Raw genomic sequence first — 24340 nt, 5'->3', positions numbered from 1 at the left:
AAGGAGTAGGGCATGGATATCATCCGGAGAATCGGGGCATTCACGTTGTACGTTCTCTTCTTCACTGGCGGTGGGGCAGGGCTGCTATCGAGCACCATGCTGCAGGCAGCCGAACCGGCGGTCAGTGCTATGCCGGCGGCCAACGTCAGCAACATTCAGGTGCCGATCTACAAGTCGCGGGTATTGACCACCCGCGCTCCGGTGAAGAAGGTCTCGGTGGGTAACCCGGAAATCGCCGATATCTTGGTCACCAGCTCGACCCAGTTGTACCTGCTCGGGCGTGCCCTGGGCAGCACCAATGTATTGTTGTGGGACAGCCGCAACCGGCTGATCGACAGCCTCGACATCGAGGTTGTGCATGACCTCGGCGGGCTGAAGAGCAAGCTGCATGAGCTGTTACCCAATGAACAGATCTCGGTCTATAGCGCCCAGGGTGCCCTGGTGCTGCGTGGCCAGGTGAGCAGTGCGGCGGCGATGGATAGTGCGGTCAAGCTAGCCAAGACCTATACCGCGCAAACCGCCAGCATTGTCCAGGGTGAGGGCGAGGCCGCAGTAGCAGCGCCGACCCAATCGTTGGAGGTGATCAACCTGCTCACCGTTGGCGGTAGTCAGCAGGTGATGCTCGAGGTCAAGGTGGCGGAGATGCAGCGCAGCCTAGTCAAGAGTCTCAATGTGCGCTTCAACGCTTTGGACTTCGGCTCTTCCAGCCGCTGGAGCGGCGGTGGTGCTAATAATGGCCTGACGCAGGGTGGCGCGATTCTGGCTGATACTGCCCTGTTGGGCACTGGCACCGGTATGTTCGCCCGGTTCATCTCGGACAACTTCCTCTTCAACGTGGCACTGGATGCATCCAAGGACAACGGCTCGGCCAAGGTATTGGCGGAACCGACCTTGACCACCCTTTCTGGGCAGCAGGCGGAATTTATTTCCGGCGGCGAATTTCCCATCCCGGTCAGAGACGAGGATGGCATCACCATCGAATTCAAGGAGTTTGGCGTCGGGGTGAAATTCCTCCCGGTGGTGCTCGACTCGGGGCGGATCAACCTCAACCTGAATGTATCGGTCAGCGAGCTTGTCGCAACAAATAGCCTGGTGGTGAATACCGGCGATCAAGTTGGGGCCGCCTTGCTGGTACCGGCGTTGACCAAGCGCAGCGCCCAGTCCACCGTCGAGTTGGGCAATGGCCAGACCATCGCCATCGCCGGCTTGATCAGCGAAAACACCCGTGACTTCGTTAGCCGCTTCCCAGGGTTGGGCGATATACCGGTGCTCGGCCATCTGTTCCGTAGCCAGGAGTTCGTCAACGGCGAAACTGAGTTGGTAATCCTGGTGACGCCGCACTTGGCCAAGCCAATAGATGCCAGAAGCGTGCGTTTGCCTACCGAGAAAATCGTCGCGCCCAGCGATGTGGATTTCTACCTGCTCGGCAAGACCAAGGGGCGTGGTGAGGGGCGCCATGTGCCGGTTAGCCTCGGGGTTAGCGAGGGTAGTTTTGGGCATGATCTCAATTAGTTGCAGATGTTGTAGCCGCGTCGCGTAGGCCGGGCGGTCTGTTGTTCGATGAGAAGGTGGCTCGCCGCAGCGAGTCGCACAGGATCAACCAGTGGAGGCAACCACCATGAAACGTACGATCGTTTTGACGCTGCTGTTGCTGGGGCCAAGCGGTTGCATGACTTACGACGAAGCTCGGGTCGGGCCATTGGGTTACAGCGTGTACGAGACCCACTATCAGCAGATCGCCGACAAGCAGTTGGCCGCCAACCCGGGTACTGAAGTATCACCCACCGGCACCGACGGTCCGGTGACCGAAAAAGTCATGGACGGCTACCGCGGCGTTACCGGCAGTGCGGCCCAGGTCGCCCAGCCGATCCAGATCAACATCGGTAATTGAGGGGTACGGCTATGAAACCCCGTATGCAAAGGCCGTTCACCGCGACGCCAGCCCACCAGCGCGGGGCGGTGATGGTGCTGGTCGTGATTGCCCTTGCTTCTATGCTGTTAATGGGCGCCTTGGCGCTGGACGGCAGTCATATGTTGCTGAACAAGACGCGCCTGCAGAATGCCGTGGATGCCGCGGCCCTCAGCGGTGCCAAGACTTTGCAACTGGTGGCGGGCAGCGGCAGTGCCTCCACGCTAACGCGGGATGCGGCGCTGGCCACGCTGACGCTTAACGCTGACCCCGACACGGGCAACGGTGAGCTGGCGACGGCCATCACGGCTGCGGGCGGGGTCGGCGACTTCGCCATGGTGGAGCTGTCGAGCAGCGTGTATGGACCTTTCTCCTACCCCTTCGCCGGCCCGGGAGAGGCAAGCTATGTGCGGGTGAAGGTGCCGGACTACCCGCTGACCGGGTTCTTCTGGGGCGCCGCACAGTCGCTGCCGGAGTGGCTTGGCGGCAATCCCGAGTTGCCTGACAAGGCGGTGGCGGCCATCGCTACTGCGGGGCCGAGTCCAACGGCTTCTACTTGCAAGATAGATCCTATTGTGGTTTGCGGCGACCCGGCGCAATACGACCCGGAGAATGGCAATTTCTGGGGGTATAGGTATGGCGACCTGCAAACGCTGACCTGCGGTACGCCCGGCAGTCCAAGCGCGGGCAACTGTCAGTTGCTGCGGTTGGGCGATAGCAGCGGCGGTGCAGATATCCGCCAGGCGTTTTGCGCCGGAACCGAGCAGTGCATCGATGAATCTGGATCGGTGAATACCGAGCCAGGTATTACCTGGGGGCCAGTGGCCCAGGGCCTGAATACGCGGTTGGGTCTGTACAACGGTCCCGTCGATCCGTCGAGCTGCCCTCCAGACTGGTACACCAATTACAGCCAGCCTTTAGTCGCAATGGACGGTGGTGTGGCAAAGCAGGATGGGGCCCAGGTCGTTTCTACCAACGGTGACCTGTCGGCCGGCGGTAACCCATTGACAGATGTCAATGATTGGAAGAATGCCTATATGGGCTGCGCCGAAAGCCCCGGGTCTTGCTCGGGAGTCGCCGAGCGCCGAGTCCTCAATATCGTAATCGGCAACTGCGCTGCAGTGGCGGGGGGAGGGGCCACCTCAGTTCCAGTGCTGGGATTCGGCTGCTTCTACCTGTTACAGAAGGTCGAGCAGAGTGGCGCGAAGGAGGTCTTCGGTCAGTTCATGCAGGAGTGCGAAGGCAGTGGTTATGCCGGGCCGACGCCAGCGGATGACACTGGTCCAAATATCATCCAGTTGTACAAGAGCTACTTCAGTGGTGTTTCGACACCGAGCCCCGATTCATAGCCGTGTAGCTGGATGACATTCGAGCTATTTGGCCTAGCAGTATGGCCAGCTACTGGGAGGTGTTTCATGCGTAGCCATTCACTTAAGTCGGGCCGGGCGCAGCAGGGCGTCGCCATGGTCGAGTTCGCCATCGCCCTACCGCTGCTGCTTCTGCTGCTACTGGGCATTGCCGAGTTAGGCCGCATGCTCTACCAGTACAACAGCCTGCTGCAGGCCAGCCGCGATGCAGGGCGCTTTGTCGCTGGCAAGGCCTGGAACAATACTCTCGGCCAAGTCGTCTTGACCAGCAATGTACAGACGCAAGCGCAGAATCTCGCGGTCTATGGGGTGCCAAACAATCCGGGCTGCAATGTTGATGTGCCGGGTTGTGCCGTGGTTACTGGCCTGGAAACCTCAAATGTCCAAGTTGCCCCAGTGGGTGCTGAGCATGTGCAGGTGAGCATTAACTTCACGTTTCGCCCGGTAATCGGCACAGGCCTGCCGGCGCTGATCGGCGACGCCATCCCTCTGAATATCCCGCTGGTTGCCACCACCGTGATGAGGGGGTTGTGATGAACAGGCAGCGCATGCGTGGGGTTTATGTGGTGGAGTTCGCCATTATCGGTCTGCTGTTGTTCGCCCTGCTGTTCGGTGTGGTGGAGATGGGGCGTTTGTATTTCACGGTCAATACTCTGGACGAGGTGGTACGGCGTGGCGCGCGGCTGGCGGCGGTGTGCGATCCCAGCGATCCGGTAGAAGTGGAAAAAATACTGCGCCGGGCGATCTTCGACGCTGAGGATGATGATAGTGCGAGCGACCTGATCGGTGGCCTGGAAACCGCCGACTTGAACTTGGTCTACCTGAACGAGGCCGGAGCTACCGTGGCCAATCCTGACGACCTCGTCAGCGCCACTGGCTTCCGAGCCATCCGCTATGTGCAGCTGCGGGTGGAAGGATTCCCCTTCGAGTTACTGATTCCTGGGTTTGGCGGGGTGTTCACCCTGCCGGCATTCAGGTCGACCATTCCCCGCGAAAGTCTCGGCAGGCATGCCGAGGCGGGTGTAGTACCGGAGATCACGCCATGTTAAAGCTCAGAGAAGCCCCCGCGCCATCCAACTCGCCTGGCAAGCAGGGCTTTGACCTGCTGATTAGCAGCCGCGATGCAGATGCCTTGAAGCATCTCAATAGTATCTGTCGGCGTATTCCTGGCATGCAGGTCAATACCCGCCTGGTCAGTAACGGGCATACCGACCCGCTGTACGGGTTGGAACACAAACCGGATTTCCTCTTGCTACGGGTCAGCCACTTATGGCGCGAGGAATTGGCCGCGCTGTTGCAGCACCCGATCCAGGACCGCCCGCCGTTGCTGGTGTGTGGCCCGCTCGAGGAGCGCGAAGGTATAAGGATGGCAATGCAGGCCGGCGCCCGCGACTTCTTGCCGGAGCCGGTGGCCGCCGAGGAGCTTTTGGCGGCGCTGGGGCGTATGGTCGCCGAGACTCATTCCAGCAGCGGTGAGACCGGCAAGCTGGTGGCGGTGATGAATGCCAAGGGTGGCTCCGGCGCGACCCTGCTGGCCTGCAACCTGGCCCACCAACTCAGTGCCAAGGGTAGCCGCGTTCTGCTGCTGGATCTGGATCTGCAATTCGGCAGCGTCGCTCATTATCTGGACGTGCAGCCCAACCACAGCCATGTAGAGGTGCTGCAACAGATTGGCGAGATGGACGCTGTGGCGCTGCGCGGGTTCTGCAGCCACTTCAGTCCGACCTTGCACGTGCTGGGCGGGCGCGAGCACGAGTTGTGCCTGCCGCAGGATGTGCATATCGAACAGCTTGAGGCCTTGCTGGAGTTGGCGCGCAGCAGCTACGACTGGGTGGTGGTAGACCTGCCGCGGCAGATCGATCACCTCACCGGCATCACCCTGGAGCAGGCTGACCGCGTGTATATCGTGGTACAGCAGAGCCTCAGCCACCTCAAGGATGCCAGTCGTCTGGCGCGAATCCTGCGTGATGAGCTGGGCGTGCGCGGTGAGAATCTGCAGGTAGTGGTCAACCGCTACAACAAGTCTGACCCCATCACCTTGCGCGATATCGCCACGGCCTTGCGCTGCAGTGAGTTGCAAAAGGTACCCAACGATTTCGCTGTAGTCAGTCAGAGCCAGAACACCGGCGTACCTCTCGATCTGCATGCGCCGCGCGCACCGATCACCCTGGCGCTGCAGGAGCTAAGCAAGGAGTTGCTTGGTAAGCAGGCTGGCGTCGAACAGGGCGTGTTCAAACGCGCTTTCAGCCGTTTATTCGGGGAGTGAATTTATGCTCAGTGAATTTCGTAATCGCTTGCGTCAGCAGCCGGTCAAGGCCGTGGCAATGCCACCTGTCGAGAGCAAAACGCAGGGCGAGCCTGACAAGGCAATGATGGCCTGGGAGCACATCACCCCAGCCGAGCTCTACGAAACCAAGAGCCATCTCAGCCCGGTGGAGACCGAGTGGCGGGAGAAGATCTACCAGCAGTTGCTCAAGGTCATGGACCTGTCGCTGCTCGACTCGCTGGAGCAGGCCGATGCGGTGCGACAGATTCGCGAGATATGCCAGCGCCTGCTGGATGACCATAACGCACCAGTAAGCTCGACCAGCCGCCAGTTGATCATCAAGCAGATCACCGACGAGGTACTCGGTCTGGGACCGTTGGAACCGTTGCTGGCCGACAGCAGTGTGTCCGACATCCTGGTTAACGGACATGACTCGGTCTATGTCGAGCGCTTCGGCAAGCTGCAGCGAACTGATGTGCGTTTTCGCGACGATCAGCACCTGATGAATATCATCGACCGTATCGTTTCCAGCCTGGGACGGCGCATCGATGAGTCTTCGCCGCTGGTCGACGCACGCCTCAAGGATGGTTCGCGGGTCAATGCGATCATTCCGCCGCTGGCCATCGACGGACCGAGTGTGTCGATTCGCCGCTTCGCCGTGGACTTGCTCAATACCGAAAGCCTGGTGCAGATGGGCACCCTGACCCCGGCCATCGCCCTGATGCTCAAGGCAATCGTGCGTGGACGCCTGAATGTGTTGATCTCCGGTGGTACCGGCAGCGGCAAGACCACCATGCTCAATGTGCTGTCTAGCTTCATTCCACATAACGAGCGCATCGTCACTATTGAGGACTCGGCCGAACTGCAACTGCAACAACCGCATGTGGTGCGCCTGGAAACCCGGCCATCAAACATCGAGGGGCGTGGCGAGGTGGGCCAGCGTGAGCTGGTGCGTAACAGCTTGCGCATGCGCCCGGATCGCATCGTCATCGGTGAGGTGCGCGGCGCCGAGGCGTTGGACATGCTCACGGCAATGAATACCGGCCACGACGGCTCGCTGACCACCATTCACGCTAATACCGCGCGCGATGCCCTGGGCCGAATCGAAAACATGGTATCGATGACCGGCGCGACCTTTCCGATCAAGGCGATGCGCCAGCAGATCGCTTCGGCCATCGATGTGGTGATCCAGCTCGAGCGTCAGGAAGACGGCAAACGGCGCCTGATCAGCGTGCAGGAGATCAATGGCATGGAGGGTGAAATCATTACCATGACTGAGATTTTCTCGTTCGTTCGCCGCGGTATGGGTGAGCACGGCGAGGTGCTTGGCGACTACCGGCCAACCGGCATGGTGCCGGCGTTCCGTGACGTTATGGGTAAGCGCGGCATCGAGCTGCCACTTGAGATGTTCCGGCCGGAATGGATGGAGGGGCAATCATGAACCAGATCCCCAGTGAATTTATCCTGGCGTTCCTCGGCATGGTCTTCACCGCGGTATTTTTGCTCAGTCAGGGACTGGTGGTGCCGGTGTTTGGCGAGGCGGGCAAGGTGCGCAAGCGCATTCGTAGTCGCTTGCATGTACTCGAGCGTGCCAGCAATCTGCCGAACATGCAGACGGTGCTACGACAGAAGTACCTCAAGCGTCTGACGCCGCTGGAGGCCCGGCTCGAGCAATTGCCGGGCATGGAGGCCTTGTCGCAGATGATCGAGCAATCTGGACATGACTACCGCGCTTATCGGGTGCTGTTGTTGGGGCTGATTCTCGGTGTGGTGACCGGTATAGCACTGTGGATATTCACCCAGGTCTGGTGGCTGGCGTTGCCAGTAGCCTTGGCAGTGTGCTGGTTGCCGGTGCTCAAGGTCGCTAGTGATCGCAGCAAGCGCTTCGCCCAGTTCGAGGAAGACTTGCCGGACGCCCTGGATGCGATGTGCCGCGCACTGCGCGCCGGCCACCCGTTCAACGAGACCCTGCAACTGGTGGCCGAGGAACACAAGGGTGCGGTGGCCCACGAGTTCGGCTTGACCTTTGCCGATATCAACTATGGCAATGACGTGCGCCGGGCCATGCTCGGCCTGCTGGAACGCATGCCGAGCATGACAGTGATGATGTTGGTGACCTCGGTGCTGATCCACCGCGACACCGGCGGCAACCTGACAGAGGTGTTGGAGCGTTTGAGCAGCTTGATACGTGGCCGCTTTCGCTTTCAACGCAAGGTCAAGACCTTGTCGGCTGAGGGGCGCATGTCCGGCTGGATATTGGTCGCTGTACCCTTTGTGTTGGCTGCGGCCATAGTGCTCTCAAGCCCAACCTATTTGCCCCTGCTGCTCAAGGAGCCTATTGGTCAGAAGATGGTCATCGGGGCCTTCGTCGCCATGCTGCTGGGAATTTTCTGGATTCGTAAAATCATCCGTATTCAGTTTTAAGCACAAGCAGAGGAGGTATATGTCATGGACTATCTGCTGAGTTTGCTCAATCGCGTTGTGGGTAACGAGGAGCTGGCGCGGTTACTGTTCGTCGGCGCAGTTGGCCTGAGTGCGGTATTGGCCGTGGTCACCCTGGCCGTGCTGGTACTCGGTTTGCGTGACCCGGTGCAGCGGCGCCTAATTCTGATCAAGCGCGGGCACGATGGTACTGCTGTCGGCCGAGAGCCACCGAGCAATCTGCAATTGATGCTGGAGCAGGTGGGACAGCGCTTCAATAGCGGCGAGGAGGGGCAGGAGTCGGTCACCCGGACCCTGCTGACCCATGCCGGTTATCGTTCACCAGCGGCGGTGCAGATCTACTGGGCGGTGCGGCTGCTTTTACCATTGGTACTGGTGGGGCTTAGCCTGCTGGCAATGCCGCTGATCCCCAAGTTGTCGCTGGCTGTGGGCATTCTGCTGGTACTTGCGGCTGCCGCTGTCGGTTGGCTGGTGCCGGCCATCTATGTCGACAAGCGCAAGCAGGCGCGCATGCGGCGGCTGCTGGTAGCCTTTCCCGATGCCCTGGACCTGATGGTGGTATGCGTCGAGTCGGGGCTGGCTTTGCCCCAGGCGATTGAGCGGGTGGCCGACGAGATGTCGGTCAGTCAGCCGGAGTTGGCGCTGGAGTTGGCCCTTGTCAACGCGGAGATCCGTGCCGGCATCCCCAGCACCGAGGCGCTCAAGCACCTGGCCGCACGTACCGGGCTGGAAGACATTCGCGGCCTGGTCAGTTTGCTGGCGCAGAGCATTCGCTTCGGCACCAGCGTGGCTGACACCCTGCGTATCTATGCCGAGGAGTTCCGCGACCGGCGTACCCAGGCCGCCGAGGAGCAGGCGGCGAAAATCGGCACCAAGCTGGTATTCCCACTAATCTTCTGTCTATGGCCGAGCTTTTTTCTGGTGGCCATCGGTCCCGCACTTATTGGGGTACTCAAAGTCTTCGGGAAGGTATGAAATGAAAAGGATCAGTCTGCTGTTGGCCATGACGGCCGTGTTGTCAGGATGTCAGACCATGGGGCCGGAGCCAGAGCTAAATACCCGCTCGGTATATAGTGGCGACAATTCGTTGTTGTATCAGGTACGCAAACAGGCCAGTTCGGCCGATCAGGCCATGCAGATGGCTGAGATGGCCTACCAGGCCGGCGACCTGGATCAGTCGCTGTATCAGTATCTGCGCGCCATCGAGCTGGAGCCGAAACGCTACGAGGCCTTGGTCGGGGTCGGGCGTATCCACCGCGAGCGGGGTAATACTCAGCTCGCCGAGATGGCCTTCGGCGAGGTACTGACGAACCAACCGGATAACCTCGACGCCCTGGCGGAGATGGGCATGCTGCGTTTGGCCCAGCGAGATCACAAGGGTGCGCAGGATCTGCTGTTCAAGGCGGTGGAGTTGGACCAACGGCGCTTGGGCAGCGACAAGGGCAGCCCGCACGACGTGGCTGCACTCAAGGTGGATAGCAAGTCGCCGCTGAAGGTCTACAACGCCCTTGGCGTACTCGCCGACTTGAACAACGATTTCCCGTTGTCCGAAGCTTATTACCGCCTGGCCATGCTGATCGAACCGCGTTCCGTGCTGGTGCAGAACAGTCTGGGCTATTCCTACTACATGGCCGGTCAGTGGCCAGACGCCGAGCGAACCTATCAGCGCGGTATCAGCTACGACGCCAGCTACAAGCCGCTATGGCGCAATTATGGGTTGCTGCTGGCGCGGATGGGGCGGTACGAGGAAGCACTATCCGCATTCGAGCAGATCAGTAATCGTGCCCAGGCCAGTAACGATGTTGGTTATGTCTGCCTGCTGGAAGGCAAGCTGGATGACGCCGAGCAGTTCTTTCGCAGTGCGATCGAACAATCGCCTGCGCATTACGACATGGCCTGGGAAAACCTCAAGCGGGTTCAGCAAGTCAGACGCATCCGCCAAATGGGCGGCAACCCCAACTCGGTAGCCGCTATCCCCCCAAGCGCGCCGGCGGTGCAGTAAGTAGCGTAGCGGCGGCGCGTAGGGCGGTCCGGGCGGCGATCCGTTCGGAGCGTAGCGAACAGTCCGCCATTGAATGCCATCACCGCTCGCGGTGATGGCATTATTCTGTAGGAGCCAACTGTGCATGGCTGCAAAGCCTGGCGGGTCCGCTCAGGTAAGGTTTCCGCTGTCGGCTATTGGTCTGGCTGCGCAGCGGAAGCCGATTTCAAGCTTGCTTCTGGTGTTGGTTAGTTGATCGCGTCGGTCAGGGCTTTGGCCGGGACGTACTTGACTACTTTCTTCGCTGCGATTTCGATTGCCTTGCCGGTTTGCGGGTTGCGTCCGGTGCGGGCAGGGCGATCGCTGATTTTCAACTTGCCGATGCCGGGCAGGGTGATTTCGCTGCCGTTTTCCAGGGCATCGCTAACGATTTCGCTGAGATGCTCAAGCGCCGCGCGCACGGTGGCCTTCGGCGTGTCGATGGCTTCGGCGATATCGCTGATCAGTTGGTCTTTGGTCATGGCCATTGTTGTTGCTCCTTGGGATGAGAGGGTGACGCTGAAAATGCCTTGCGCAGAGTACTGCGATTTTGTCTCGTCGACATTGATTCCGGGCAGATTCTGCAAACACCGTAGCTGTTTCTGACTGGCGACCATGGCGGAAACTCCGCGCATGTGCCGTTTTATCATGCAACGACGTATTTCGAGCGGAGAATGGAGGCCTTGACCCACCTGCGCGAAGCATTACTACAAGACTGAACTCATCGCCAAAATTAACTGTTGTGCATTGTTTTTACGGGGTGCATTGGGCTGCGCTCAGGTGCTCTGCTAGTTGGCTGTGCGAAGCACTCAGGCCTATGACGGCTTGCAGATAGGCCCTGCTGAGCACTTTGAACAATGGCATTCAGCTGATGCGGAAATCGCTAGTGGTCTGGCGCCGCTGCTTGGATGTTTCTGGACTTGAACCTTGGCTGGGCAATACTGCAAAAATAGGGCTAAGTGTTTGAAGCTGTTGTAACTTCTAGACAAGCCGGTACAATGGCCCCGCTCGCTGCAAGGCGAGTAGCGTTATGGTGGCCCTGCCGGTCCCCCCGCAACGATCAACCGTGAACCCGGTCAGGCCTGGAAGGGAGCAGCCGCAGCGGTGACATTGTGTGCCGGGGTGTGGCTGGTGGGGTCGCCTCCATCTCTAAACCCGTTCGGGTTGTCTGTTACGCCTTATCTGCTTATCCAACGCCTTTGGCGGCTCGATGAAAATTCAGCTCCAGCCGTACCAAGCTGGCAGGTGTGACATTTTTGAGCGTCCAGAACCGGCGTAATCTATCGGCTGTCTCATTTCGGCGTTTGGCTAATTGCTGCGCGGTTTGAACCCATCTCGCCTTTCTCTTGGCATAGCTTGACCTATGAGGCGGCGATTCCTGCGTTTGCCCTCAGTGCCCAACGGACGCTTAGCCAGTTTCAGCTACCGGCTTTAATCGTGATGAGCCCGGGCTGTCGCTCGATGGTTGCGTCGGGGTTATCGTGACATAGGTTCATTGCGTTCAAGGTAGGGGATCCATGCTCCTGCGTCTGGCTGCAGATGCCGTGTTGCTGCTGCATCTGCTGTTCATCGCCTTCGCGCTACTCGGAGGTTTGCTGGTGTTGCGCTGGCACTGGCTGGCTTGGCTGCATCTGCCCGCAGTGATCTGGGCGGTGACGGTCGAAGCATTGCAACTGGTGTGCCCATTGACGATTGTGGAAAACGATTTGCGTCATGCCGCGGGACAAGCGGGTTACCGCACGGGTTTTATCGAGCACTACCTGCTGCCGATCATCTACCCAGCCGGGCTTACACCCGCTATTCAGCTGTGGCTGGCAGCGTTCGTGCTGTCGCTGAATCTGCTGATTTATGGCTTGTTACTCTGGCGTTGGCGGTATAACCGTTGAGAGCTTGTGAAAAGATCTCGCCTACTGGAACGCCTGCTGAGTCCTACGCGCCGACCAATTACCTCAAGCAACCTGCGATCCGTAGGGTGTCACTCGCCGCAGGCAGTGCACCGGGGTCGATCAGCGCGACATAAATTCTGGCGGGCTGTCGCTTCGCTCCGAGGCCGCCCTACCTCCGAACGGATCGCCGCCGGATCGCCTGCGGTCAAGTGGAACCACTGCATCTTGCCGCGAAAACCTAGAGACGGCCTCGCGATGGCGTTCGATATTTTCCAAAGTGCAGAGTCGGCGAAGCCGCTGTCCGGTACTGCCAGTGCCGGGTGGCAGTGGCAGCAGTTTGCCTTGGACATTCAGCTGCATGATGGTGCGTGGGGCTGAATATTTCCTTGGCTACACTGCGCCTTGTCTTCTCTTTCATCGCACAAAACAAGGCGACTTCCATATGCAAAATCGTATGATGATTACCGGCGCAGGTTCGGGATTGGGCCGTGAAATCGCCCTGCGCTGGGCGCGCGAGGGCTGGCGCCTGGCGCTCGCCGATGTCAACGAGACAGGTCTCGCCGAGACCCTGCAATTGGTCCGCGCAGCCGGTGGCGATGGTTTCACCCAGCGTTGCGATGTGCGCGACTACAGTCAGCTGACCGCTCTGGCGCAGGCCTGCGAAGAAAAGTTCGCTGGTATCGATGTGATCGTCAATAACGCCGGTGTGGCCGCGGGCGGCTTCTTCGACGAGCTGTCGCTGGAGGATTGGGATTGGCAGATCGCGATCAACCTGATGGGGGTGGTCAAGGGCTGCAAGGCGTTCCTGCCCTTGCTCGAGCGCAGCAAGGGCAAGATCGTCAACATCGCGTCGATGGCGGCCCTGATGCAAGGCCCGGCAATGAGCAACTACAACGTGGCCAAGGCCGGCGTCGTGGCGCTATCGGAAAGCCTGCTGATCGAATTGAAACAACAGGAAGTCGGGGTGCATGTGGTCTGCCCGTCGTTCTTCCAGACCAATCTGCTCGACTCCTTCCGTGGCCCGACCCCAGCGATGAAGGATCAGGTCGGCAAACTGCTGGAAAGCTCGCCGATCAGCGCCGCGGACATCGCCGACTACATCTATGAGGAGATGGCCAAGGGCGAGTTCATGATCCTGCCCCATGAGCAGGGCCGCATGGCCTGGGAGTTGAAGCAGAAGAACCCGCAGCTGCTGTATGACGAAATGACCCGCATGGCCGACAAGATGCGCGCCAAGGTTAAACCGGCGTAAGCCAGGCTCGGCTGCGGCCAGACTGGCGAGGGTTCCCTCCTTTGCCAGCTGGGCCGGTCGGCTCCTCAGCGCGCCATGCGCGCCGAGAAGAAAATCGCCAGGATGATCAGCGTGCCACCGAGCAGCATGCGCAGGGTCGGTATCTCGTTGAACAGCCACCAGGCGAAGGCGATGCCGTAGACCGGCTCCAGGGCGAAGATCACCGCGGCGCTGCGCGCCTTGATCACGCGCAGGCTGGCGACGAACAGGCTGTGCGCCAAGCCGGTACAGAACACCCCGAGCAAGGCCAACCAAAACCAGTCGAGCGGCGCCAGACTGGGCAGCAAGGGCCAGGCGAAAGGCAGGAAGCACAGCAGTACCGTGAGGTTCTGGCACAGCGCGGCCTGCACTGGGTCCAGGCCGCGGGTACTGGCGCGGTTAAGCAATGACAGCAAGGCGAACAGCAAGCCCGACAGCACCGCCCAGAGCAGCCCGACGGTAGCCTGGTTGCCTAGGTCGAAATCCGGCGTGACCAGGATCAATCCCAGACAGACCACCGCGACCATGGCGAATTCGCTGGGCCGCGTGCGTTCGCGAAACAGCAGACCTTCCAGCAGTACGGTAAACGCCGGGAAACTGGCGAAACCGAGGGTGGCGATGGCCACGCCGGCGACCTTAACCGCCTCGAAGAAGGTCAGCCAGTGGCTGCCGAGCAACAAGCCACCGAGGGCCAGCATTGCCAGTTGCCGTGCGCTGGGCCGTTGGCTGTTGTCCTGGCTGAGGAGGCAGGCGAACAGGGCCAGCGCGATGACGGCGAAGATTGCCCGGCCGCCGACGATGGCCATGGGTAGGGTGTTGGCCAGTTTGCCGAAGATCCCCGACAGGCCGAACAGCAGGGCGCCCAGGTGAATCGCCAGTAGAGCCTTGCGCTCGGTCATGCCAGGCGCGAGCCATTGGGTAGCGGTTTTTCGAAGCTGGCCAGAACCACCTTGTGGTCTGCGTCATAGACGCCGGTCACCAGCACCTCGGAGCGGATCCCGGCGATGCGTTTAGGGGCGAAATTACATACGCAGAGCACCTGGCGGCCAATCAGTTCTGCGCATGGGTAGTGTTCGGTGAGTTGCGCGCTGGAGGTTTTCACCCCGAGTTCACCGAGGTCGACCCGCAGTATGTAGGCCGGCTTGCGGGCCTTATCGTTCGGCTCGGCTGACAGCACCGTGCCCACACGCAATTCCACCCGTTGAAAGTCTGCCCATTCGATCTGCTGCATAACGCCTCCCTGTCCAGTGCCGACAAGTCTAGGGAGAGAATCGTGGCTTGTCTGTCGCAGGAGTCGCGGGCTTTGTCGCGTTACTCGTGTCGCTGGCGCAACGCGCGCGGGGTGCAGCCGAACTGGCGCAATAGCGCCGCGCTAAAGGCGCTTTGCGAGCTGTAGCCGACGCGGGCAGCGATCTCGCCGACGGCCAGCTGGCTGGTGCACAACAACTGTCGGCCTTGGTGCAGGCGGCGGCTGCGCACATAAGCCATGGGCGTCTGTCCGGTCTCGTCGAGAAAGCGCGCATGAAAACGCGCCGCCGACAAACCGGCCAATCGCGCCAGGTCTCCAACCTGCAGCGGGTAGGCGGCATGCCGATCGATATGCGCGTCCAGGGCTGCCAGCGGCAAGCCTTGCACGCCCGGTCGGTCGATGCGCTCGCTCGCCAGGCTGGCGAGCAACAGGGCTGCGCCTTGCTGGGCAATCACCGGGTCATTGAGCGGGCTGGCCGCCAGCCAACTGACCAGCTGGCTTTGCGCCGGATTGAGACTGAGGGCGCCAGGCCGCTCGAGCAGGCGGCGGCTGGCATCGGTATGCATGCCCAGGTGCTGTTGCAACCAGTGCTCCGAGGGCACGTCGAGCACCAGGCACTGGCTGCCGTGGCTGCTGCCACAGGCGTGTTGCGCCGCAGCCGGCACCACGGCGAGGGTCTGGCGGACCACCTGACTGCCCAGCCCGGCCACCTCGAAGTCCAGCTGGCCGCTCAGGCCGAAGACCAGTTGGGCATGGGCATGGCTGTGGTTGAGCAGTTCATGGCTGTAGTGACGCAAAGAGAGCAGCGACGGCATGGCAGGGTCCTCGTGACAGGTGGCCAGTTTAGCAGGCTGTTGCCGAGGCTCCTGGCTGAGCGCCGTCACTAAACTGTCACGACCTCGTCACAGATGTTTCACCGCTGGCGCGCAAGCTCGGCAAAACCCAGCCGGAGGCCGCCCATGACCAGCGCCCAGCTCGCCAAGCCGAGTCGCAAGCAACGAGTCCGCACCCTGTGGATTTCCGACGTCCACCTCGGCACCCGGGATTGCCAGGCCGAGCATCTGGCCGCGTTCCTCAAGCGCTATCACACCGACCGGATTTACCTGGTGGGCGACATCATCGACGGCTGGCGGCTGCGCAGCGGGATCTACTGGCCGCAGGCGCACAGCAACGTGATCCGCCGCCTGCTGACCATGAGCAAGCGCGGCACCGAGGTGATCTATGTCACCGGCAATCACGACGAGTTCCTGCGCCGTTATTCGTCGTTGCTGCTGGGCAATATCCAGTTGGTCGACGAGGCCGAGCACATCACCGCCGATGGCCGCCGTTTGCTGGTGATCCATGGTGACCAGTTCGATGTGATCACCCGATACCACCGCTGGCTGGCCTTTCTCGGCGACTCGGCCTATGAGATCACCCTGACCCTCAACCGCTGGCTCAATCATTGGCGCAGTCGTTACGGCTACGGGTATTGGTCGCTGTCGGCCTACCTCAAGCACAAGGTCAAGGGGGCGGTGAACTTCATCAGCGACTTCGAGCAGGCGATCGTGCACGAATGCAGCAAGCGTGGCTTCAATGGTGTGGTCTGCGGGCATATTCACCACGCCGAGATCCGGCCGATGGGTGAGGTCGAATACATGAACTGCGGCGACTGGGTCGAGTCCTGTACGGCCCTGATCGAACACCTGGATGGACGCATCGAGCTGTATCGGCTGGCCGACGACCAGGCACAGCAGGCTCAGGCACAGAGCGAACCGGTGGCTGCAGTCGAGCCAGTTGCATGAGGATAGTGATCGTCTCGGATGCCTGGCTGCCTCAGGTCAATGGAGTGGTCACCAGCTTGCTGGCACTGGCCGGCGAATTGCGCGACCTGGGCCATCAGGTGAAAGTGCTGGCGCCACAAGATTTTCGTCACTGGCCGTGCCCGACCTACCCGGAGATTCCGCTGACATGGAACCTCTGGCGGGTCGGTCCGGCGATCCGCGAGTTTCAGCCCGACTGCGTCCATCTGGCCACCGAAGGTCCGCTTGGTTGGGCCGCCAGACGCTGGTTGTGCAAGCGCGGCCTGGCGTTTTCCAGTGCCATTCATACGCGCTTCCCGGAGTACGTCCACGGCCGTTGGCCGTGGTTGCCACTGCGCTGGGGCTATGCCTACCTGCGTGCCTTTCACCGCCCGAGCGAGGCGGTGCTGGTGACCACCGAACGGCTGCGTACCGAGTTTGCCGGCTGGGGCCTGCAGCGTCTGATGCTGTGGCGCAAGGGCGTCGATACCCGGTTGTTTCAGCCGCAGTTGCCGCTGCTCGCGGCGCTCAAGCCGGTGTTCCTGTGTGTCGGGCGCATCGCCGCGGAAAAGAACCTGCAGGCCTTTCTCGACCTCGACCTGCCCGGTGAGAAGCGGGTGGTCGGCGACGGTCCGCTGCGTGAAGCCTTGCAGGTGCGCTATCCGGCGGTGAGATTTCTCGGCTATCAACACGGCGAAGAGTTGGCCGAGGCCTATCGTCAGGCCAGCGTGCTGGTATTTCCCTCGCGGACCGATACCTATGGCCTGGTCATGCTCGAGGCGCTGGCCTGCGGCACGCCGGTGGCAGCCTTCCCGGTCCCCGGCCCGCTGGATGTGCTGGAGGCGGGCGTCAACGGGGTGATGAGCGAGGATTTGCGGGCGGCTTGCCTGGCGGCACTTGAACTCGACAGGACGCGTTGCGCCGAGTTGGCGGCAGGCCAGTCCTGGCGGGTATCGGCGCTGGAATTCCTGGCCAGCCAGCCCCTGCTCGATGGCGAGCCGTGCGCCGCCCGGACGTTGGCGATAAGCCAGGATTAAGAGGCGGTGGCTAACCGGGTAGGGGCGCCGGGCCAACCCTGCCCGGTAACGCAAACCCGGCGGGATTACATGATCACCTTGTCGCGCAACTTCTCGGCCGCCTGCTGCAGCGCCTGGATCACCCGTTGCTTGTCGAAGTTCTGGATGCCGTTGGTGTCCAGGTACATGGAGAAGCCGGGCAACTCATGCTCGACATAGCTGGAAGTGGCACCGAGGTCGCGGCGGAAGTCCACCACCTGGTAGATCTGTACCGGGCGAGTAAACCCCTTGACGTTGATCTGGCCCTTGTCGCGGCACATGATCAGATCCTTGACCAGCGAGTAAGTCTCGTGGGAGATGAGGATCTCGCCGGCTTCTGCTGCGCTTTCCAGGCGGCTGGCGAGATTCACGTCACGGCCGATGATGGTGTAGTCCATGCGCGTGTCGGCGCCGAAATTGCCCACCGTGCAGTAGCCGGTGTTCAGGCCCATGCGGATTTCCAGGGGTTTGGTAATGCCCTGGGCGCGCCACTGCTGGCGCATTACTTTCATGTGTTTGCGCATGGCCACGGCCATCGATACCGCGGCCATGGCGTCATGCTTGGCACCTTTGCTCGCCGGGTCGCCGAAGAACACCATGACACTGTCGCCGATGAACTTGTCGATGGTGCCGCCGTATTTCAGGCAGATCTTCGACATCTCGTTGAGGTAGCTGTTGAGCAGGTCGGTCAGGGCCTCGGCTTCGAGTTCCTCGGACAGTTCGGTGAAGCCCTTGATGTCGGAGAAGAACACCGTGAGTTTCTTGCGCTGGGTCTCCAGGCGCACACTCTTCTTGCCGGTGAAGATCGACTCCCATACCTGCGGTGACAGGTACTTGGCCAGGTTGCGGGCCAGGCGGGCGGCTTTTTCCTGTTCGCGTTTGATATCGCTGCGCATCTGGTCCAGACGCAAACCTTGCTGATGCATGAAGTAAGCGGTGATACAGATGTACAGAATGCTGAAGCTGATACTCACCAGGGAGACCAGGGCCGGGGTGTCGGGGTTGAATTTCAGCTCGATCAGCGCCGCGTTTAGCAGTGTGCTGCTGACCGCGACCAGCATGGCCAGGCCCAGGTAGGGCAGGCCACCGACCACCATCGAGCTGAAAGCCAGGATCAACAGGCACATCAGGCTGGGTACGACCGAGAAACTGAGCAAGACGAGTGCTGCGCCACAATGCAGGGCGTCGATGAACAGCAGGGTCAGGATGGCGATTTGTGGATGATCACGCTTGAAGCGTTGGCCCAAGTGGTGGGCCAGATGCGGATAGAGCAGGGCATAGGGCACTATCCAAAGAATGTCGTAGCCGAAATGCTGGGTGTAGGTGCCGGCAGCGATGCTCGCGGCCACGGCAATATAGGCCAGTATGCGCGAGTAATATTCACGCAGTGGTGGCGCCGGCAGTGCGTGGAGCCGGTTCTGGGTAGTGGCATTCATGCTGTGGAAACGATCCCTGCTGATTATCCGACGCCTCTGCTGGACGTCTAAGTAGCGCGGCTAGCGCTGAACCAGGATTGCGACAGAGCGGGGATCATAACCAAGCGAGGTTGCGCGAGCCAAGCACCAGTGCTCAACGGTGAAAAGATGTCGGCCAGTGGACGGTTTCGACGCGGGCAGAAAGCTGGTGAATCAGAATTTAATGCGTCCGGTAAAGGCATCCTTGAGCATGACCCAGTCGCCCATGAAGCTGTACAGCGGGTATTGAAAGGTGGCGGGGCGGTTCTTTTCGAAGACAAAGTGACCCACCCAGGCAAAGCCATAGCCAGCGAGGGGTATGGTCAGCAGCCACAGCCACTGTTGCGTGCCCAGGGCGTAGGCGAGAATGCCCAGCACCAGCAGGCTGCCGGCATAATGCAGGCGGCGGCAGATCGGATTGCTGTGTTCTTGCAGGTAATAGGGGTAGAACTCGGCGAAGCTGGTGTAGCGATCGCTGGTTTGCGTAGCCATGGTGTGCCTCCTGGTCGTGATCTGGCCGCACTGGCGGGCAGTGGCGGCTGAGTCTTGGCAGTCTAGGCTTGCTGTCCTGTTGGGCCAGTGACATTAAGTGCCAGTTTAGTATCCTGCCAGGCCGCCAGGAGCGACTTTCAGATGACTCAAACAAGAATAACGTCATGAGCGAACGCACCACCTCGTCGAATTGGGCCCTGGGCATCGTCCAGGCCCTGGAAATGGGCGGCGTCGACTGCCGCGCGATATTTCGTCAGCTGGGGCTGGATTACGCCGCGCTGGAGGATCCGGATGCACGCTTTTCCCAGGACGGCATGACGCGGCTGTGGCAGCGCGCGGTGGAGCTGTCGGGTAATCCGGCGATTGGCCTGAACATGGCCAAGGTGGTGCGCCCAGCTTCATTCCATGTGGTCGGTTACGCCTTGATGTCCAGTCGCACCTTGACCGAGGGGCTGGCGCGTCTGGTGCGTTATCAGCGGATCATCGCCGAGGGCGCCGACCTCAGTTTCCGTCCCACGGCCAAGGGTTATGAACTGATCCTGGCGATTCATGGTGACCGCCTGCCGCCGGCCCGGCAGAGCGCCGAGGCCTCGATGGCCTATGCCTTGGCCTTTTGCCGCTGGCTGACCGGTCAGCCGATTCGTCCGCAGCAGGTGCTTTTTCAAGGCGAGCCACCGGCGGACCTCGCGCCCTTTCAGCAGGTGTTTCAGGCGCCGCTGAAGTTCAACGCCGGGCACTATGCGCTGCTGTTCGAGCGGGCAGACATGGACCGGCCCTTGCCGACGGCCAATGAGTCGCTGGCCCAGTTGCACGACAGGTTTGCCGGCGAATACCTGGCGCGCTTCTCGGAAAGTCGCGTGAGTCACCAGGCCAGGCAAGTGCTGTGCCGCCTGTTACCCCAGGGCGAACCCAAGCGCGAGACGGTGGCGCAGGCGCTGCATGTGTCGCAACGGACCTTGCAGCGGCGCCTGCAGGACGAGGGGACGAGTTTCCAGCGCCTGCTCGATGACACCCGTCGCGAGTTGGCCGAACAGTACCTGGCTCAGCCCAACCTGACCCTGCTGGAAGTGGCCTATCTGCTCGGCTTTGCCGATCCGAGCAATTTCTTCCGCGCATTCCGTCGCTGGTTCGACATCACCCCGGGCGAGTATCGCGCGCGCCTGTAGGTTGGCGTGGGGCCACCTCAGTGCCTCCAGAATGCCGGCATCAGCAGCACCAGCACGGTCAGGATTTCCAGGCGCCCGAGCAGCATGCCGACGGTCAACAGCCACTTGGCCGTGTCTGGCAGGCTCGAGAAGTTACCGGCTGGACCGATGACCGGGCCCATCCCCGGGCCGACACCGGACACGGTACTGGCGGCGCCGCTGAGCGCGGTGATCCAGTCCAGGCCGCAGAGTGATAGGGCCAGCGCCAACAGGGCAATGGTGATGGTGAAGAAAAACGAAAAAGTCAGGATTGAACGGACGATGTCCTCGTCCAGGCGGTGCTGGTTGTACTGCTGCTTGATGACCGCGCGCGGGTGCACCAGTTGCAGCAGGTTGGCCTTGAGCAGGATATAGGCGACCTGAAAGCGGAAGATCTTCAGGCCGCCGGCGGTCGAGCCGGAGCAGCCACCGATAAAGCCCAGGTAGAAAAACAGCATGCCGGCGAAGCCACCCCACAGGGTGTAGTCGCCCAGGGCGAAGCCGGTGGTGGTCATGATCGAGGTGGTGTTCACTGCCACGTGGCGCACCGCTTCCAGCCAATGCAGTTCGGTGGTCAGGCTGTACCAGGTGCCGAGTGCCAGCCAGGTGCTCAGCAAGATGGCGAGGAAACCGCGTACCTGCTGATCGCGCAAGAGCGCCAGGAAGTTGCCCCGCAGCATCGACACGTAGAGGACGAACGGCAGGCTGCCGAGAATCATCACCACTACGCTCACCCAGTGCACCGCCGGTTGCGACCACTTGCCGATAGAGCTGTCCGAGGTGGAGAAGCCGCCGGTGGCGATCGCCGACATGGTGTGGTTAATGGCATCGAATACGCCCATGCCGGCGGCCCAGAACGCCAGAAAACTCAGCAGGCTGATTCCCACGTAGGCTGCGACCATGAACTTGGCGACCATGTGCGAGCGCGGCATAACCTTGTCCGAGCGATCCGACGACTCGGTCTGGAACAGGCGCATGCCACCGATGCGCAGCATCGGCAGGATCGCCACGGCCATGGCGATGAAACCGATACCGCCAAGCCAGTGCAGCAGCGAGCGCCAGATCAGGATGCCCGGCGACATGCTGTCCAGGCCGCTGAGTACGGTGGCGCCGGTGGCGGTGATGCCGGACATGCTCTCGAAGAAGGCGTCGGCGAGGCTCATGTGCTGGGCCAGCATGAAGGGTAGCGAGGCGAAGATGCAGACCAGCAGCCAGCTCGAGACCGTGAGCATGTACATGTCGCGAGGCCGCAATTCGACGCCTTTCGGGTGACCCTGGGCAACCATGGACAGCCCGGCGACGAAGGTGATCAGGCTCGACCAGAGATAGGCATTGAGCTCATGAGCGCGCTCAAAGATCACCAGCGTGAGCATCGGCACCACCATGCTCACCGCCAGGGTGATCAGGAAAATACCGTTGATGAAGGCAATGATGCGTAGGGTCGGCAAGGCCATCTAGTCAGCTTCCAAGCAAATCGGGCAAATCGGGCAAATGACGTCATTCCAGGTGGAGCTGCCAGCGCAGCGTCGAGTCACTGGCAACCTTGCCGGCGTTTAGTGTCTCCAGAACGCCCGGGTGACCAGTACCAGTACGGTAAGAATCTCCAGGCGTCCGAGCAGCATGCCGAGGGTCAGCAGCCATTTGGCCGCATCCGGCAGGCTGGAGAAGTTCCCCGCCGGGCCGATGATCGGGCCTAGTCCCGGGCCGACATTACAGACGGCGGTGGCCGCTGCCGTCAGCGCGGTTACCCAGTCCAGCCCAATCAGCGACAATCCCAGGGCGATCATGCCGATGGTGATGGTAAAGAAGAACGAGAAGGTGAGGATCGAGCGGACGATATCCTCATCGAGGTTGTGACCGTTGTAGCGCTGCTTGATCACCGCGCGCGGGTGGACCAGTTGGTTGAGGCCACTGCGTAGCAGGGTATAGGCCACCTGAAAGCGGAAGATCTTCAGGCCGCCCGAGGTTGAGCCGGAGCAGCCGCCGACGAAGGTCAGGTAGAAGAACACCATCACGGCGAAGTCGCCCCAGAGGCTGTAATCCCCGAGCGCAAAGCCGGTGGTGGTGACCACCGAAACCACGTTAAGGGTGACGATGCGCAGGGCGTCGAAATAGGCGTACTCGGAGTGCATCCAGAGCCACAGGCTGAAGAACAGGCAGATGAAGGCCAGCATCGAGATGAAACCGCGCACTTGCTGGTCCCTGAACAAGGCCCGGCGATTGCCGCGGATGGTGGCGACGAACAGGGTGAAGGGCAAACCGCCGAGCAGCATCAAGACGATCGCCACCCAGTGCGAGGCTGGGCCGAAGTGGGCCATGGAACTGTCGGAGGTGGAGTAGCCACCGGTGGAAATCGAGGTCATGGCATGGTTGACCGCCTCGAACCAGCTCATGCCTGACAGCCAGTACGCCAGGGTGCCAGCCAGGGTTATGCCGACGAAGATGGCAATGATGAACTTGGCCGCCATGTGCGAACGTGGCATGACCTTCTCGCCCCAGTCCGATGACTCGCTCTGGAACAGACGCATACCACCGACGCGCAACAGCGGCAAAATCGCCACGGCCATGCCGATAAAGCCGATGCCGCCCAGCCACTGCAACAGCGAACGCCAGATCAACAGCCCTGGCGAGGCGCTGTCGAGGCCGGTCAGTACGGTGGAGCCGGTGGTGGTGATGCCTGACATGGTTTCGAAGAAGGCGTCGGTGTAGCTGATGTGCTGAATCTGCATCATCGGCAGGGCGGCGAAGATGCACACCACCAGCCAGCTTGCAGTGGTCAGCATGTACATGTCGCGTGGGCGCAGTTGGGCGTTGGCCGGGCGCCCGGACAGCACCAGGGCGAGGCCGCTGACAAGGGTGATCAGGCTCGACCAGAGAAAGGCATCGAGATCATCGGTGCGCTCGAAGATCAGTAGCGTCAGCATGGGAATGGTCATGCTGACGGCCAGGGTAATCAGAAAAATGCCGAGGATAAAACCGATAATGCGCAGCGTCGGCAAGGCCATGAAAAGAGGCTCGGATTGAAGGCGGCAAAGGGCGCCATTCTACTCGCGCCGCAGAGGCTGTAAACCAGGTGACACATGCGGCGCATAAATCAGGGCGCCGGCTTATGCCGTATTACCATCAGTTGCCTTGGTGTCCGCGGATCAGCTTTTCATCCGGGCCATCGATATGGCGCTTTACAAGCGCATGGCTCGGCATAGAATAGCCGCCAGGTGCCGGCCCTTGCCGGTTTCTGAGCCCTCTAAAATCATGTCGAACGCTAATCCTTGTCTTACGTGTGGCGCCTGCTGCGCGCATTTTCGTGTGTCTTTCTTCTGGGGTGAGTGCCAGTCGGCCGGCGGTACTGTGCCGGATGACCAGGTGGTGCTGATCACTCCGCATCGGGTCGCCATGCGCGGCACCGAGTACAAGCCTGCCCGCTGTGTCGCCTTGCTCGGTGAGGTGGGGCAGGGCGTGCGCTGTACGCTCTATGAGCAGCGCGCCAGTCCATGCCGCGAATTCGAGGCATCCTGGGCCAATGGCGAGCACGAACCGCGCTGTGATGATGCCCGGCGCGCCCACGGCCTGCCGCCATTGACGCCGACCCTGCAGCCGAGTGTGGCGCCGGAACGGGTTGCCTAGGGCGGGTTAGCGGCGCGGGGCCAGCTTGCCTGAGAGCGGGTACGGATTCGAAGCGCCGCGTAACCCGCCAAACCACGGTAAATCGTCGACAGACCATGGCGCCATGGCAGGTTATGGCGCGCCTGGTTTCGCTGACAAACGTTGACCGACTGCCACGCGCCTAACCCGCCCTGCAGGGGATCGCGGTACATGGATAAGGCCGCGACTAACCGACAGTTCAACGTTGTCGAGACACTAGAGCCTGCGCTTTGCGCTAACCCGTGCCGTTAATTTCTGCAGTCGGTTTGCCCGCGAGCAACGGATTTTTCCCCGTCAGTCGGTGCCACGCTCTAGAATTCCCG

General features: G+C 61.1%; 24 protein-coding genes and 1 other RNA gene. 17 read left to right on the top strand and 8 right to left on the bottom strand.

Going from position 1 to position 24340, the window contains the following annotated elements; all coding sequences use genetic code 11:
• Positions 1-96: 96 nt before the first annotated feature.
• The 10 genes from PH586_RS05195 to PH586_RS05150 all read left to right on the top strand — a co-directional run bounded on the left by PH586_RS05195 (position 97) and on the right by PH586_RS05150 (position 9986).
• A complete protein-coding gene (locus tag PH586_RS05195; protein ID WP_271346713.1) occupies positions 97-1512 on the top strand; it encodes a type II and III secretion system protein family protein in 1416 nt (471 codons plus the stop codon).
• Between the two features lie 106 nt (positions 1513-1618).
• Positions 1619-1891 carry a hypothetical protein gene (locus PH586_RS05190; RefSeq protein WP_271346712.1) on the top strand — a complete coding sequence of 91 codons (273 nt, stop codon included), beginning with the start codon at positions 1619-1621 and terminating at the stop codon, positions 1889-1891.
• Positions 1892-1902: 11 nt separating this feature from the next.
• A complete protein-coding gene (locus PH586_RS05185) occupies positions 1903-3258 on the top strand; it encodes a TadE/TadG family type IV pilus assembly protein (RefSeq protein WP_271346711.1) in 1356 nt (451 codons plus the stop codon).
• Positions 3259-3324: 66 nt separating this feature from the next.
• Complete coding sequence (locus tag PH586_RS05180; RefSeq protein WP_271346710.1) at positions 3325-3810, top strand: TadE/TadG family type IV pilus assembly protein; 486 nt, start codon at positions 3325-3327, stop codon at positions 3808-3810.
• Positions 3810-4325 (top strand): TadE/TadG family type IV pilus assembly protein, encoded by a 516-nt coding sequence (locus tag PH586_RS05175; RefSeq protein ID WP_271346709.1) that lies wholly within the window; start codon positions 3810-3812, stop codon positions 4323-4325. Before PH586_RS05180 ends, PH586_RS05175 begins: the two co-directional genes overlap by 1 nt.
• Positions 4319-5542, top strand: coding sequence for an AAA family ATPase (locus PH586_RS05170; RefSeq protein WP_271346708.1), 1224 nt, complete (start codon positions 4319-4321; stop codon positions 5540-5542). The genes PH586_RS05175 and PH586_RS05170 overlap by 7 nt, the downstream gene beginning before the upstream one ends.
• Before the next feature lie 4 nt (positions 5543-5546).
• Positions 5547-6983, top strand: coding sequence for a CpaF family protein (locus tag PH586_RS05165; RefSeq protein ID WP_271346707.1), 1437 nt, complete (start codon positions 5547-5549; stop codon positions 6981-6983).
• Positions 6980-7966, top strand: a complete 987-nt coding sequence (locus PH586_RS05160) for a type II secretion system F family protein (protein ID WP_271346706.1) — start codon at positions 6980-6982, stop codon at positions 7964-7966. Before PH586_RS05165 ends, PH586_RS05160 begins: the two co-directional genes overlap by 4 nt.
• A gap of 24 nt (positions 7967-7990) precedes the next feature.
• Positions 7991-8959, top strand: a complete 969-nt coding sequence (locus PH586_RS05155) for a type II secretion system F family protein (protein WP_271346705.1) — start codon at positions 7991-7993, stop codon at positions 8957-8959.
• Between the two features lies 1 nt (position 8960).
• The gene (locus PH586_RS05150) at positions 8961-9986 is read left to right on the top strand and encodes a tetratricopeptide repeat protein (RefSeq protein WP_271346704.1); all 1026 of its coding nucleotides are present in this window, start codon (positions 8961-8963) and stop codon (positions 9984-9986) included.
• Positions 9987-10213: 227 nt separating this feature from the next.
• Here PH586_RS05150 and PH586_RS05145 read toward each other — a convergent pair whose 3' ends face one another.
• Positions 10214-10492, bottom strand: a complete 279-nt coding sequence (locus PH586_RS05145; protein WP_172146023.1) for an HU family DNA-binding protein — start codon at positions 10490-10492, stop codon at positions 10214-10216.
• A gap of 552 nt (positions 10493-11044) precedes the next feature.
• On the opposite strand from PH586_RS05145, the gene ffs reads away from it, so the two are divergent.
• The 3 genes from ffs to PH586_RS05130 all read left to right on the top strand — a co-directional run bounded on the left by ffs (position 11045) and on the right by PH586_RS05130 (position 13142).
• An RNA gene (gene ffs / locus PH586_RS05140) (signal recognition particle sRNA small type) lies at positions 11045-11141 on the top strand.
• A gap of 380 nt (positions 11142-11521) precedes the next feature.
• Positions 11522-11890, top strand: coding sequence for a DUF2784 domain-containing protein (locus PH586_RS05135; protein ID WP_271346703.1), 369 nt, complete (start codon positions 11522-11524; stop codon positions 11888-11890).
• A 442-nt stretch (positions 11891-12332) separates the two neighbouring features.
• The gene (locus PH586_RS05130; protein ID WP_271346702.1) at positions 12333-13142 is read left to right on the top strand and encodes an SDR family oxidoreductase; all 810 of its coding nucleotides are present in this window, start codon (positions 12333-12335) and stop codon (positions 13140-13142) included.
• A gap of 65 nt (positions 13143-13207) precedes the next feature.
• On the opposite strand, the gene PH586_RS05125 is transcribed toward PH586_RS05130, so the two are convergent.
• The 3 genes from PH586_RS05125 to PH586_RS05115 form a co-directional block, all read right to left on the bottom strand.
• On the bottom strand, positions 13208-14059 hold the full coding sequence (locus PH586_RS05125; RefSeq protein WP_271346701.1) for a DMT family transporter: 852 nt from the start codon (positions 14057-14059) through the stop codon (positions 13208-13210).
• A complete protein-coding gene (locus PH586_RS05120) occupies positions 14056-14391 on the bottom strand; it encodes a tRNA-binding protein (protein ID WP_271346700.1) in 336 nt (111 codons plus the stop codon). The genes PH586_RS05125 and PH586_RS05120 overlap by 4 nt, the downstream gene beginning before the upstream one ends.
• An 80-nt stretch (positions 14392-14471) precedes the next feature.
• The gene (locus PH586_RS05115; protein ID WP_271346699.1) at positions 14472-15224 is read right to left on the bottom strand and encodes an AraC family transcriptional regulator; all 753 of its coding nucleotides are present in this window, start codon (positions 15222-15224) and stop codon (positions 14472-14474) included.
• Positions 15225-15368: 144 nt separating this feature from the next.
• Here PH586_RS05115 and PH586_RS05110 point away from each other — a divergent pair, with 144 nt between their 5' ends.
• The gene (locus PH586_RS05110) at positions 15369-16193 is read left to right on the top strand and encodes a UDP-2,3-diacylglucosamine diphosphatase (protein ID WP_271346698.1); all 825 of its coding nucleotides are present in this window, start codon (positions 15369-15371) and stop codon (positions 16191-16193) included.
• Positions 16190-17227, top strand: a complete 1038-nt coding sequence (locus PH586_RS05105) for a glycosyltransferase family 4 protein (protein ID WP_271346697.1) — start codon at positions 16190-16192, stop codon at positions 17225-17227. Before PH586_RS05110 ends, PH586_RS05105 begins: the two co-directional genes overlap by 4 nt.
• Positions 17228-17292: 65 nt before the next feature.
• Here PH586_RS05105 and PH586_RS05100 read toward each other — a convergent pair whose 3' ends face one another.
• Together PH586_RS05100 and PH586_RS05095 are read right to left on the bottom strand one after the other, a co-directional pair.
• Positions 17293-18681, bottom strand: coding sequence for an adenylate/guanylate cyclase domain-containing protein (locus PH586_RS05100; protein ID WP_271346695.1), 1389 nt, complete (start codon positions 18679-18681; stop codon positions 17293-17295).
• Positions 18682-18873: 192 nt separating this feature from the next.
• A complete protein-coding gene (locus PH586_RS05095) occupies positions 18874-19191 on the bottom strand; it encodes an Mpo1-like protein (protein ID WP_271346694.1) in 318 nt (105 codons plus the stop codon).
• 164 nt (positions 19192-19355) lie between these two features.
• Between PH586_RS05095 and PH586_RS05090 the strand changes: the two genes are divergently transcribed.
• Positions 19356-20357: an AraC family transcriptional regulator gene (locus tag PH586_RS05090; protein ID WP_271346693.1), complete on the top strand. Its 1002-nt coding sequence runs from the start codon at positions 19356-19358 to the stop codon at positions 20355-20357.
• 17 nt (positions 20358-20374) lie between these two features.
• On the opposite strand, the gene PH586_RS05085 is transcribed toward PH586_RS05090, so the two are convergent.
• Positions 20375-21829 carry a TrkH family potassium uptake protein gene (locus tag PH586_RS05085; protein WP_271346692.1) on the bottom strand — a complete coding sequence of 485 codons (1455 nt, stop codon included), beginning with the start codon at positions 21827-21829 and terminating at the stop codon, positions 20375-20377.
• 99 nt (positions 21830-21928) lie between these two features.
• Positions 21929-23380, bottom strand: coding sequence for a TrkH family potassium uptake protein (locus tag PH586_RS05080; RefSeq protein WP_271346690.1), 1452 nt, complete (start codon positions 23378-23380; stop codon positions 21929-21931).
• Between the two features lie 247 nt (positions 23381-23627).
• Between PH586_RS05080 and PH586_RS05075 the strand changes: the two genes are divergently transcribed.
• A complete protein-coding gene (locus PH586_RS05075; protein ID WP_271346689.1) occupies positions 23628-23999 on the top strand; it encodes a YkgJ family cysteine cluster protein in 372 nt (123 codons plus the stop codon).
• Positions 24000-24340 lie beyond the last annotated feature (341 nt).

The organism is Pseudomonas aestuarii, assembly GCF_027988105.1.
Classification (GTDB): Bacteria; Pseudomonadota; Gammaproteobacteria; order Pseudomonadales; family Pseudomonadaceae; genus Aquipseudomonas; species Aquipseudomonas aestuarii.
This window is presented reverse-complemented; position numbering and strand designations above follow the sequence as displayed.

What these genes read in the sequence shown, in the direction of transcription:
- PH586_RS05195 (WP_271346713.1), top strand. Translation starts at nt 97, where the DNA reads ATGCTGCAGGCAGCCGAACCGGCGGTCAGTGCTATGCCGGCGGCCAAC.
- PH586_RS05085 (WP_271346692.1), bottom strand. Translation starts at nt 21,829, where the DNA reads ATGGCCTTGCCGACCCTACGCATCATTGCCTTCATCAACGGTATTTTC.
- PH586_RS05160 (WP_271346706.1), top strand. Translation starts at nt 6,980, where the DNA reads ATGAACCAGATCCCCAGTGAATTTATCCTGGCGTTCCTCGGCATGGTC.
- PH586_RS05135 (WP_271346703.1), top strand. Translation starts at nt 11,522, where the DNA reads ATGCTCCTGCGTCTGGCTGCAGATGCCGTGTTGCTGCTGCATCTGCTG.
- PH586_RS05080 (WP_271346690.1), bottom strand. Translation starts at nt 23,380, where the DNA reads ATGGCCTTGCCGACGCTGCGCATTATCGGTTTTATCCTCGGCATTTTT.
- PH586_RS05105 (WP_271346697.1), top strand. Translation starts at nt 16,190, where the DNA reads ATGAGGATAGTGATCGTCTCGGATGCCTGGCTGCCTCAGGTCAATGGA.
- PH586_RS05175 (WP_271346709.1), top strand. Translation starts at nt 3,810, where the DNA reads ATGAACAGGCAGCGCATGCGTGGGGTTTATGTGGTGGAGTTCGCCATT.
- PH586_RS05185 (WP_271346711.1), top strand. Translation starts at nt 1,903, where the DNA reads ATGAAACCCCGTATGCAAAGGCCGTTCACCGCGACGCCAGCCCACCAG.
- PH586_RS05125 (WP_271346701.1), bottom strand. Translation starts at nt 14,059, where the DNA reads ATGACCGAGCGCAAGGCTCTACTGGCGATTCACCTGGGCGCCCTGCTG.
- PH586_RS05095 (WP_271346694.1), bottom strand. Translation starts at nt 19,191, where the DNA reads ATGGCTACGCAAACCAGCGATCGCTACACCAGCTTCGCCGAGTTCTAC.
- PH586_RS05155 (WP_271346705.1), top strand. Translation starts at nt 7,991, where the DNA reads ATGGACTATCTGCTGAGTTTGCTCAATCGCGTTGTGGGTAACGAGGAG.
- PH586_RS05075 (WP_271346689.1), top strand. Translation starts at nt 23,628, where the DNA reads ATGTCGAACGCTAATCCTTGTCTTACGTGTGGCGCCTGCTGCGCGCAT.
- PH586_RS05130 (WP_271346702.1), top strand. Translation starts at nt 12,333, where the DNA reads ATGCAAAATCGTATGATGATTACCGGCGCAGGTTCGGGATTGGGCCGT.
- PH586_RS05170 (WP_271346708.1), top strand. Translation starts at nt 4,319, where the DNA reads ATGTTAAAGCTCAGAGAAGCCCCCGCGCCATCCAACTCGCCTGGCAAG.
- PH586_RS05100 (WP_271346695.1), bottom strand. Translation starts at nt 18,681, where the DNA reads ATGAATGCCACTACCCAGAACCGGCTCCACGCACTGCCGGCGCCACCA.
- PH586_RS05115 (WP_271346699.1), bottom strand. Translation starts at nt 15,224, where the DNA reads ATGCCGTCGCTGCTCTCTTTGCGTCACTACAGCCATGAACTGCTCAAC.
- PH586_RS05110 (WP_271346698.1), top strand. Translation starts at nt 15,369, where the DNA reads ATGACCAGCGCCCAGCTCGCCAAGCCGAGTCGCAAGCAACGAGTCCGC.
- PH586_RS05145 (WP_172146023.1), bottom strand. Translation starts at nt 10,492, where the DNA reads ATGGCCATGACCAAAGACCAACTGATCAGCGATATCGCCGAAGCCATC.
- PH586_RS05190 (WP_271346712.1), top strand. Translation starts at nt 1,619, where the DNA reads ATGAAACGTACGATCGTTTTGACGCTGCTGTTGCTGGGGCCAAGCGGT.
- PH586_RS05150 (WP_271346704.1), top strand. Translation starts at nt 8,961, where the DNA reads ATGAAAAGGATCAGTCTGCTGTTGGCCATGACGGCCGTGTTGTCAGGA.
- PH586_RS05120 (WP_271346700.1), bottom strand. Translation starts at nt 14,391, where the DNA reads ATGCAGCAGATCGAATGGGCAGACTTTCAACGGGTGGAATTGCGTGTG.
- PH586_RS05180 (WP_271346710.1), top strand. Translation starts at nt 3,325, where the DNA reads ATGCGTAGCCATTCACTTAAGTCGGGCCGGGCGCAGCAGGGCGTCGCC.
- PH586_RS05090 (WP_271346693.1), top strand. Translation starts at nt 19,356, where the DNA reads ATGAGCGAACGCACCACCTCGTCGAATTGGGCCCTGGGCATCGTCCAG.
- PH586_RS05165 (WP_271346707.1), top strand. Translation starts at nt 5,547, where the DNA reads ATGCTCAGTGAATTTCGTAATCGCTTGCGTCAGCAGCCGGTCAAGGCC.